Source organism: Phytopseudomonas punonensis, from assembly GCF_900142655.1.
In the GTDB taxonomy this organism is placed as follows: domain Bacteria; phylum Pseudomonadota; class Gammaproteobacteria; order Pseudomonadales; family Pseudomonadaceae; genus Aquipseudomonas; species Aquipseudomonas punonensis.
This window is the reverse complement of sequence record NZ_FRBQ01000012.1, coordinates 113,657-123,429: the sequence shown is the minus strand read 5'-3', so window position 1 is coordinate 123,429 and position 9,773 is coordinate 113,657. Positions and strand designations below refer to the sequence as shown.

Annotated in this window: 8 protein-coding genes; 4 read left to right on the top strand and 4 right to left on the bottom strand. The window is 61.9% G+C overall.

The annotated features are described in order from the left end of the window. A partial coding sequence (locus BUC40_RS23030; protein ID WP_208605796.1) for a hypothetical protein occupies nt 1–343 on the top strand: 343 nt, incomplete at its 5' end. A 145-nt stretch (nt 344–488) separates the two neighbouring features. Here BUC40_RS23030 and norR read toward each other — a convergent pair. Next, nucleotides 489–2,051: a nitric oxide reductase transcriptional regulator NorR gene (gene norR / locus BUC40_RS21210; RefSeq protein WP_073268561.1), complete on the bottom strand. Its 1,563-nt coding sequence runs from the start codon at nt 2,049–2,051 to the stop codon at nt 489–491. A 155-nt stretch (nt 2,052–2,206) separates the two neighbouring features. Here norR and hmpA point away from each other — a divergent pair, with 155 nt between their 5' ends. Beyond that, nucleotides 2,207–3,388, top strand: coding sequence for an NO-inducible flavohemoprotein (gene hmpA, locus BUC40_RS21205; protein WP_073268559.1), 1,182 nt, complete (start codon nt 2,207–2,209; stop codon nt 3,386–3,388). A gap of 32 nt (nt 3,389–3,420) precedes the next feature. On the opposite strand, the gene BUC40_RS21200 is transcribed toward hmpA, so the two are convergent. Both BUC40_RS21200 and BUC40_RS21195 read right to left on the bottom strand, forming a co-directional pair. Then, nucleotides 3,421–4,644: a CaiB/BaiF CoA transferase family protein gene (locus BUC40_RS21200; RefSeq protein WP_073268557.1), complete on the bottom strand. Its 1,224-nt coding sequence runs from the start codon at nt 4,642–4,644 to the stop codon at nt 3,421–3,423. Nucleotides 4,645–4,740: 96 nt separating this feature from the next. Next, nucleotides 4,741–5,922 (bottom strand): acyl-CoA dehydrogenase, encoded by a 1,182-nt coding sequence (locus tag BUC40_RS21195; RefSeq protein WP_073268555.1) that lies wholly within the window; start codon nt 5,920–5,922, stop codon nt 4,741–4,743. A 153-nt stretch (nt 5,923–6,075) separates the two neighbouring features. On the opposite strand from BUC40_RS21195, the gene BUC40_RS21190 reads away from it, so the two are divergent. Then, nucleotides 6,076–6,975 carry a LysR family transcriptional regulator gene (locus BUC40_RS21190; RefSeq protein ID WP_073268553.1) on the top strand — a complete coding sequence of 300 codons (900 nt, stop codon included), beginning with the start codon at nt 6,076–6,078 and terminating at the stop codon, nt 6,973–6,975. Between the two features lie 312 nt (nt 6,976–7,287). Next, nucleotides 7,288–8,454, top strand: a complete 1,167-nt coding sequence (locus tag BUC40_RS21185; RefSeq protein WP_083593659.1) for a DUF5924 family protein — start codon at nt 7,288–7,290, stop codon at nt 8,452–8,454. A 10-nt stretch (nt 8,455–8,464) separates the two neighbouring features. Here the strand turns inward: BUC40_RS21185 and BUC40_RS21180 are convergent, their stop codons facing one another. Continuing rightward, a complete protein-coding gene (locus BUC40_RS21180; RefSeq protein WP_073268551.1) occupies nt 8,465–9,694 on the bottom strand; it encodes a nucleoside recognition domain-containing protein in 1,230 nt (409 codons plus the stop codon). Nucleotides 9,695–9,773: the final 79 nt, after the last annotated feature.

Sequence of the window (9,773 nt, the reverse complement as noted above, 5' to 3'; positions counted from 1 at the left end):
AAGCACCCACACGAATTGCTTGATTCAGTTGTTAAAGAACGGTTGGTTGATTCTTTCGTCTCAACCGAGGCGCGCATCTTACAGCAGCCTCATTTCCTGTCAAGTTGTTTTTGAAGAACTTTTTCTTTCTTCTCAACACCTTGCAGCGCCCGACCAGATCATCTTCTCTCCAGCGGGAGGCGCATTCTACAGCGTTACAAACCGCTGTCAACACCCTCTTTTACCGCCTTCGATCACACCTGACCGAACCATCAACAGAACCACTCAAACCACCCTGTCGATGCCGGCGCATTCTACTCGAATTCGCCGTCCGCGCAACCTTTATTTTCGTCTAACTCGTTGATATACAAAGAGTTTTCAGATCATGCTGCGCCGGAAGTGGTGCGCATTATAGGCCCCCACAGTTTCTGGTCAACCGTTAATTTCATCTAATTGAAAAAAACCTGCCCAACGGCCGCTCTCCTGTATATATAGCGACCTGCATGGCGCTACTTGAGCCCCAAACGCTTGGCCAGACGCTGCAGATTGGCGCGGTCCACACCCAACTCGCGAGCGACATCCGCCCACCGCCCGGCATGACGGGTAAGCGCGGTCTCAATAAGACAGCGCTGATAGTCATCCACGGAATCACGCAATCCCTGCCCTGCCAGCGGCTGCTCAGTTTCAGGAGATGAATGCGGCTGCTCTTCTATATAAGGTCGATGGATTGGATGCAGGTCCAAGGCACGACTATCGATGGTCAAGATCTGCGGACGCTCCGCACAGGCCGACAAGGCCTTGATCGCCGCGCGGCCGATCAGGTGCTCCAGCTCGCGAACGTTACCTGGCCAGTCATGCTGAAGCAGCGTCTTCTGTACGTCCGGCGCGAGCCTCAGACTGCGCAACCCCAAACGCGCTCGGTTGTCTTCCAGGAAGTATCCGGCAAGCAGCAGTACATCACGCCCCCGCTCACGCAATGCCGGCACCTTTAGTGGATAGACGCTCAGGCGGTGATAGAGGTCGGCGCGAAAGCGCCCGGCACGCACCTCCTCAGCCAAGTCCCGATTGGTGGCGGCCAGAACCCGTACGTCGACCCGATGCTCACGATCCGATCCGACTCGCTGCAACTGCCCGCTTTGCAAAACGCGCAGCAATTTGGATTGCACCGCCAGCGGCAGCTCGCCAACCTCATCAAGGAACAGGGTGGCGCCATCCGCCAATTCAAACTTGCCACGCCGCTCGCTGACCGCACCCGAGAAGGCACCGCGGACGTGGCCAAACAACTCGCTTTCCACCAAGGTATCCGGCAGTGCAGCACAGTTGATGCTGACCATGGGCCGTGAGGCCCGGGCCGAAGCAGCATGCAGCGCCTCGGCCACCAACTCCTTGCCCACGCCCGTCTCACCACTGATCAGCACCGTCAGGTCGCTGCCGCCGACCAACTCTATCTCCTGCAATAGCGCCTTGTGCCTGGGGCTCTGGCCGATCATCTCCCTTGGCCGCAAGGCGGCAGCCGCTTGCTTATAAAGGTCGGCGCGGCGTTGCTCATCTTCCACCCGCCCCATAAGCAGGGAGATGCGTTCACTGGCCGCCACGGTCGCCGCCGCGAGACTGGCGAAAGCTTCCAACATGCCCAGGTCAACACGGCCGAAGCTGCTTGACTGCAGTGAGTCCAAGGTCAGCAGTCCCCAGAGCTGCTCTTTCACATAAAGCGGGCAACCCAGACAGTCATGCACTTCCAGGTGCCCGTGCTGCCCTTCCAGCAAGCCGTCATAGGGATCGGGCAACTCGCAGTCGGCGGCGAATCGGGTAGGCCCGCGGTGCTGCAGCAACTCATGCAGACGTGGATGTTCGCTCACCTTGAAGCGCCGGCCCATGGTGTCGGCACTCAGCCCCTCCACGGAAAGCGGCACCAACACCTCGCCATCGAGCCTGAGCAGCGCCACGGCGTCACAGGGAAACAGCTGCCGCAGTGCAGCGAGCAGACGCCGGTAGCGCTCGCTTTCGGGCAGATTACGGGACAGGTCATCCAACAGCGGAAGCAGGGCGACCAGCAATGGATTTGAGGTCATAAAGACACCAAGAGAGTCATAAGGACACAAAATATAAGGGTCAAAATGACTCATAGCATGGGCAGCCCCAGTAATCCAGGGGCCTAGCCAGTTGGCACGGGATCTGTAATGGCATAGCTAGAAAACATCCATGCCTTGCGACAGGAATCATCACCATGCTGACCAGCCAACAACGCACCATCATCAAAGCCACCGTCCCGCTGCTGGAAACAGGCGGCGAAGCCCTGACCCGCCACTTCTACGCGATGATGCTGGAGGAATATCCCGAGGTTCGGCCGCTGTTCAATCAGGCCCACCAGGCTAGCGGCGCCCAGCAACGCGCCCTGGCTAATGCGGTGCTCATGTACGCACGGCATATCGACCGGCTTGAGGCGCTCGGCCCACTGGTGGGGCAGATCGTCAATAAACACGTGGCCCTGCAGATCCTGCCCGAGCATTACCCGATCGTCGGCAACTGCCTGCTGCGTGCCATTCGCGAAGTACTTGGCGAAGAGATCGCCACCGATGAAGTCATCGAGGCATGGGGCGTTGCCTATGGGCAACTGGCGGACATACTGATCGGCGCGGAAGAAGGCGTCTATAAAGAGCACGAGCAGGCACCAGGCGGATGGCGTGGTTCGCGGGGCTTCACGGTGGCGGCCAAGATTCAGGAAAGCGAGGAAATCACCTCCTTTCACCTGGCCCCAGTCGACGCGGGAGAGGTGCTAGTGCCAAAGGCAGGCCAATACATCGGCTTGCGCATGGTCATCGATGGCACCGAACAACGCCGCAACTACTCGCTGTCCTCCTTGAGCAACGGCCGCGAGTACCGTATCAGCGTGAAACGTGAAGCGCAGGGCAAGGTTTCCAACTACCTGCACGATCATATTCAAGTCGGCGACACCCTGGAGCTGTTCCCGCCAGCCGGCGACTTCGTGCTACAGCCATCGAGCAAGCCCATGGCGCTGATCACTGCAGGCGTGGGCATTACTCCGGCGCTGGCGATGGTCGAGGCTGCCCGCGAGACTGGCCGCCCTATCCACTTCATTCACTACGCTCGCCATGGCGGCGTACATGCGTTCCAGAAATGGATCGAGGCGCAGAGCCGTGACTACCCGCAAATCAGCTATCGCTTCTGTTACAGCGACCCACGTGATGGCGACCAACCACATGCCCAAGGGATGGTCAGCCGCGAGCAGCTGGCCGAGTGGCTGCCAGAGGATCGCAACCTGGACGCCTACTTCCTGGGACCAAAGCCCTTCATGGCGCAAGTAAAACGGCACCTGCACGAGCTAGGTGTACCCGGCGAACAGTGCCGTTACGAGTTCTTCGGCCCGGCCTCCCAGCTGGACGCCTGAGGCGGAGCCTGCCTAGGGGCGCTGGAGGTGGGTTAGATCACGCCCTGGCTGCGCAGCGCCTCTATCTGGCCGGTATCCAGCCCAAGCACCTCGGCAAGCACGCGCGCGGTGTGCTCGCCGAGCAGCGGCGGAGCCTGGCGATACTCGACAGGGCTGGCCGAAAGGCGCAGTGGGCTGGCGACCTGCGGCGTGCTGCCTGCCAGCGGATGCGGCAAGTCGATACGCAAACCACGGGCGAGCACCTGCGGGTCGGCAAACACTTGCTCCAGATCGTTGACCGGGCCGCACGGCACACCGGCAGCCTCGAGCACGGTCACCCACTCAGCCGTAGTGCGAAATACCGTGGCTTGGCGGATCAGCGGAATCAGCTCGGCACGATGAGCGACACGCTGGCCATTGCTGGCAAAGCGCGGATCGACGCCCCACTCGGGGTGGCCAGCCACTTCGCAGAACTTGCGGAACTGACTGTCGTTGCCGACGGTGAGGATCAGGTCGCCATCGGCCGTCGGGAATGCCTGATACGGCACGATATTCGGGTGGGCATTGCCCAGGCGCTTTGGCGAAACGCTGGTGGTGAGGTAATTCATCGCCTGGTTGGCGAGGCAGGCGACCTGCACATCGAGCAGCGCCATGTCTATGTGCTGGCCTTCGCCGGTCTTCTCCCGATGCGCCAATGCGGCGAGCACGGCGACCGTCGCATAAAGCCCGGTGAGAATGTCGGTCAGCGCCACACCAACCTTTACCGGGCCTGCGCCGTCGCTACCGTCAGGCTGGCCGGTCAGGCTCATCAGCCCGCCCAGACCCTGGATCATGAAGTCGTAACCAGCCCGCTTGGCATAAGGGCCGGTTTGGCCAAAGCCGGTGATGGAGCAGTAGATCAGCCGCGGATTGATCGCCTTCAGGCTGGCGTAGTCCAGCCCATAAGCCGCCAGACCGCCAACCTTGAAGTTCTCGATGAGGATGTCCGATTTGGCCGCCAGCTCGCGCACCAGGCGCTGCCCCTCGGCTTGGGTGAAATCGAGAGTCAGCGATTGCTTGTTGCGGTTGGCGGAAAGGAAATAGGCCGCCTCGCTGGTGTCGCGCCCTTCATCATCGCGCAGATAAGGCGGGCCCCAATGACGGGTGTCGTCACCAACCTTCGGGCGCTCGACCTTGATCACCTCGGCACCGAGGTCGGCCAGGTTTTGCCCGCACCAGGGACCGGCGAGAACCCGGGACAGGTCGAGAACACGCAGATGGGACAGGGCACCGGACATCGCAGAGGCCTCATGCAAGGGTGACGCCTGGCGTCACCGGTGGCGTTCCCACGCGACGGCTCGATATGGGAACGATCTACAGCTCAGCGCTGGCTATTAAAAGAAGGCCTGGATGCCGGTCTGCGCACGGCCAAGAATCAGCGCGTGCACGTCGTGGGTGCCTTCGTAGGTGTTGACCACCTCGAGGTTGACCAGGTGGCGGGCCACGCCGAACTCGTCGCTGATGCCGTTGCCGCCCAGCATGTCGCGAGCCATCCGGGCGATATCCAGCGCCTTGCCGCAGCTGTTGCGCTTCATGATCGAGGTGATTTCCACCGCTGCGGTGCCTTCGTCCTTCATGCGCCCCAGACGCAGGCAACCTTGCAGGGCCAAGGTGATTTCGGTCTGCATATCGGCCAGCTTCTTCTGGATCAGCTGGTTGGCAGCCAATGGGCGGCCGAACTGCTGACGGTCCAGGGTGTACTGGCGCGCCGTGTGCCAGCAGGCTTCGGCAGCGCCCAATGCGCCCCAGCTGATGCCATAACGGGCGGAGTTCAGGCAGGTGAACGGGCCGCGCAGGCCACGTACGTCCGGAAAGGCGTTTTCTTCGGGGCAGAACACGTTATCCATGACGATCTCGCCGGTGATCGACGCACGCAGGCCAACCTTGCCGTGGATCGCCGGAGCCGACAGCCCTTCCCAACCCTTCTCCAGCACGAAGCCGCGGATCTCGCCAGCATCGTCCTTGGCCCAGACCACGAACACATCGGCGATCGGGCTGTTGGTGATCCACATCTTGCTACCACTCAGGCGGTAGCCGCCGTCGACCTTCTTGGCGCGGGTGATCATCGAGCCGGGGTCGGAGCCGTGATTCGGCTCGGTTAGGCCGAAGCAGCCGATGTATTCGCCGGTGGCCAGCTTGGGCAGGTATTTCTGCTTGGTGGCTTCGTTGCCGAATTCATTGATCGGCACCATCACCAGTGACGACTGTACGCTCATCATCGAGCGGTAGCCGGAGTCGATGCGCTCAACTTCGCGGGCGATCAGGCCGTAGCACACATAGTTGAGGCCACTCCCGCCGTAGGCCTCGGGAATGGTCGCGCCGAGTAGACCGGTCTCGCCCATCTCGCGGAAGATCGCCGGGTCGGTCTTCTCGTGACGGAAGGCCTCGAGCACCCGCGGCGCCAGCTTGTCGGCGGCAAACTGCTCGGCGCTGTCGCGCACCATGCGCTCTTCTTCTGTGAGCTGCTGATCGAGCAGCAGTGGGTCGATCCAGTTGAAGCTTGCCTTGCCGGCCATCGCGAAATCCTCGGGTAATAACTCGTTGGGCTGAGCCTAAGAGCCTAGCCGGCTCACGGCAAACGACTAATACGCATGCTGTTGTGCGCATAGCTCACTCCGAGATAGCCTGAATGACCTTTTAACGCATCACTGAGTGAGTCCTGCGCACATATGCGCCGAAAAATACCCAGCACGGCAGCCTTGATCGCTTTCGAGGCCTCGGCCCGTCATCAGAGCTTCACCCGCGCAGCGGACGAACTGGCACTGACCCAGGGGGCGGTCTGCCGGCAGATCGCCGGGCTGGAAGAATTCCTCGGCGTGGAGCTGTTTCGTCGCTCACGCCGTGGCGTACTGCTTACCGAGGCGGGCACAGCCTATGCGGTCAAGGTCGCGGCGCAGCTCGACGCGGTGGAGCGTGACACCCTTGCTCTGATGGGCGCCCAGGGCGCCATGAGCCTGGAGCTGGCAGTGGTGCCGACCTTCGCAACGCAATGGCTGCTGCCACGGCTGAAGGATTTCCAGCGCCTGCACCCGGAAGTCACCGTGCACCTGACCAACCGCACCCGGCCGTTCCTGTTCGCCGATACCGGTTTCGATGCGGCGATCTACTTTGGCGATGGCGACTGGTCGGGCACCGAAGCGCACTTTCTGATGCACGAGCACCTGATGCCGGTGTGCAGCCCGGCGCTGCTCGGCGGCCAGCCGGCCAGTGCCGAGCGCATCGCCAAACTGCCGCTGCTGCAGCAGAGCACCCGGCCTTACGCCTGGCGCCAGTGGTTCTCCGCGCAGGGGCTGAACGTCGCCCGCGACATGACCGGCCCGCGCCTGGAACTGTTCTCCATGCTCGCCCAAGCGGCGCGCCACGAGATGGGCGTGGCGCTGATTCCGCCTTTTCTGATCCAGCGCGAACTGGCAGACGGCAGCCTGGTGGTGGCCATGGACCGTCCGGTCCCGGACAACGGCCGCGCCTATTACCTGACCGTACCTGAGCGCAAGGTCGAGTCGGCAGCGTTGAAAGCCTTTCGGGATTGGCTGTTGGGGGAGGCGCAGCAGTATCGGGAGACGAGTTGAGGGCCGGCATCAGGCAAGCCGGATAGTGTTGCCGTACCTGTGGGAACGGGCCATGCCCGTGATTTTCGCGCGCATGGACTAGGCGCCCCCGCCCACTCCCACAAAAGCATGCGAAGACAACCCTAGCCGCGTGGCAGTGCCGCCCATGGAAAGGGCTCCAGACAAGCGCAATGTATGTCCACCACGCCTGATCGGTGGAGGCCTCAAGTTTGGACAAATGCAGTATCCTGCGCATCGTTCTAGACCACTGCCAGAACTGCCTTGTCTCTAATCGATTCCAGCAAAAGCCTCATATTCCGGATCATCGCGCTGATGCAGCGCCATCCCGGTGTCATCGCCATTTTCGGTTTTCTCTCCGGTGTTGCCAGCTTCGTACTGGTCGACCGTCAGGCCGGGCTGGCCAAGGTGCTCGCCTTGGTGCTACTGATCAGTTGGCTGTGGCTGATCATGGAAAACGTGCTGCGCGAACGTATCGCCGCACGCTTCGGTTTCGAGCTGCCGCGGCCGCTGCTGCGCTACGCCACGCAGATGATCCACCAGGAAAGCCTGTTCTTCGTCCTGCCGTTCTTCTTTATCACCACCACCTGGAACAGCAGCCAGGCGTTGTTCAGTGGGCTGCTGGCGGCAGCAGCGCTGGTGTCGATTACCGATCCGCTGTACTACAAGTGGTTGGCGCCGCGGCGCTGGATCTTCCTCGCTTATCATACGCTGGCCTTGTTCGCGGTGATGCTCACGGCGCTGCCAATCATCTTCAAACTCAACACCACCCAGAGTTATCAGTATTCGCTGGCGGCAGCAGTGTTGCTGTCATTTCCCAGTCTGTTCAGCATCATCACCGTGCGCAAATGGTGGCGTGGCCTGCTGCTGGTCGGCCTGACCCTGGCGATCGGCGCCGTTGGCTGGGTGACCCGAACCTGGGTGCCGCCGGCAACCTTGTGGCTGACCGAGGTGGCGATCACCACCGAGTTCGACAACCAGAACCGCTCGCCCGGTGAAGGCATCGACAGCTTGACCGTCAGCCAGCTGCGCAGCTCTGGCATCTACGCCTACACGGCAATCAATGCGCCGCGCGGCCTCGATGAACGCATCTATCACGTGTGGGAACACAACGGGCGGGAGCTGGAACGCATCGCCCTGGATATCCACGGGGGCCGCGAAAAAGGCTATCGCGCCTGGACGCACAAGAAGAACTTCCCGCAGGACGTGGAAGGCGACTGGGAGATTCAAGTGCTGACCGACGCTGGACAGATGATCGGCGTACTGCGCTTCGAGGTCACGGCCGATGGGAGCGCGCCAGCAAACTCGTCAAAAGAAGCCGAACAACCGCCAGCAGATGTGCAGGAACCCGCCACTGCGCCTGAATCTGCGCCGGAAACTGAGACTCAGACGGACTCCGCCGAGGAGCCCGCCACTGAAGCTGAACCGCAAGCCGAGGAAGCCCAGCAAGCGGATCAGCCTTCAACTCCGGCGGGCAACTGAACCGCGTCGTTCAGCCAAAGAACCAGTAGCACACGGCAATCGCTGCCACCACGCCGGAGAACTCGGCCAGCAACGCGCAACCCACCGCATGCCGGGCGCGCTGAATACCGACCGCGCCGAAGTAAACGGCCAGTACGTAGAAGGTAGTTTCCGTACTGCCCTGGATGATCGCCGCTGCCAGAGCCGGGAAGCTATCGACACCCTGAGTCTGCATGGTCTCGATCAGCATGGCCCGCGCCGCACTGCCGGAGAAGGGTTTGACCATCGCCGTTGGCAGCGCGTCGACGAAGCGGGTATCCCAGCCGCCCCAGGCGACCACCCAGCGGATGCCGTCCAGCGCCAACTCCAGGGCGCCGGAAGCGCGCAGCACGCCGACCGCACAAAGCATCGCCACCAGATAAGGCAGCAGGCTCTTGGCGACGTCGAAGCCTTCTTTCGCACCCTCGATGAACTGCTCGTAGACCTGCACCTTGCGCAGCGCGCCAATCATGACGAAAGCGGTGATGATGCCGAACAGAGTCAGGTTACCAAGCAATGAAGACAGCGCCGCCAGCGCCGTGGCGGACATGCCAGCAAGCATCGCCATGAAGCTGCCGAGCAGCAGTGCGCCGGGAATCATGTAGGCCAACACCACCGGATCCCAGAGGCGCAGGCGTTGCATGATCGCGACAGAGAACAGACCGACCAGGGTCGATACGCTGGTGGCCAGCAAAATCGGCAGGAACACCAGCGTTGGGTCGGGCGCGCCTTGCTGGGCGCGGTACATGAAGATGGTGACCGGCAGCAGGGTCAGCGAAGAGGCATTGAGCACCAGAAACAGAATCTGCGCATTGCTTGCCGTGGTGCTGCTCGGGTTCAACTCTTGCAGGGAGCGCATGGCCTTGAGCCCGATGGGCGTTGCGGCGTTGTCCAGGCCAAGACCGTTAGCGGCGAAGTTCATGGTGATCAGCCCGAGCGCCGGGTGACCACGTGGCACTTCCGGCATCAGCCGGGCGAACAATGGGCCAAGCACACGCGCCAGCGCATCGACCAGGCCGGCCTTCTCAGCGATACGCAACAGCCCGAGCCACAGGGTCAGCGTACCGAACAACAGCACCATCACCTCGACCGACAACTTGGCCATGGCGAACAGGCTTTCCACCATTGCGCCGAACACAGCCGGGTCGTCAGCGAACAGCCAGCGGCTGAGCCCTGCTACCGCCGCCACCACGAAAAAGCTCAGCCACAAGCCATTGAGCATAAGTCACCCCCCTAGAACATGGCGGCGATGATAACGCGCGGAGACGGGGAAAGAGGAAGGGCTCAGAGAGGTAGACGGC

Bases quoted from the DNA above. Each gene is read 5' to 3' on its own strand.
- norR (WP_073268561.1), bottom strand. From the start codon at position 2,051: ATGACCTCAAATCCATTGCTGGTCGCCCTGCTTCCGCTGTTGGATGAC.
- hmpA (WP_073268559.1), top strand. From the start codon at position 2,207: ATGCTGACCAGCCAACAACGCACCATCATCAAAGCCACCGTCCCGCTG.
- BUC40_RS21200 (WP_073268557.1), bottom strand. From the start codon at position 4,644: ATGTCCGGTGCCCTGTCCCATCTGCGTGTTCTCGACCTGTCCCGGGTT.
- BUC40_RS21195 (WP_073268555.1), bottom strand. From the start codon at position 5,922: ATGGCCGGCAAGGCAAGCTTCAACTGGATCGACCCACTGCTGCTCGAT.
- BUC40_RS21190 (WP_073268553.1), top strand. From the start codon at position 6,076: ATGCGCCGAAAAATACCCAGCACGGCAGCCTTGATCGCTTTCGAGGCC.
- BUC40_RS21185 (WP_083593659.1), top strand. From the start codon at position 7,288: ATGCAGCGCCATCCCGGTGTCATCGCCATTTTCGGTTTTCTCTCCGGT.
- BUC40_RS21180 (WP_073268551.1), bottom strand. From the start codon at position 9,694: ATGCTCAATGGCTTGTGGCTGAGCTTTTTCGTGGTGGCGGCGGTAGCA.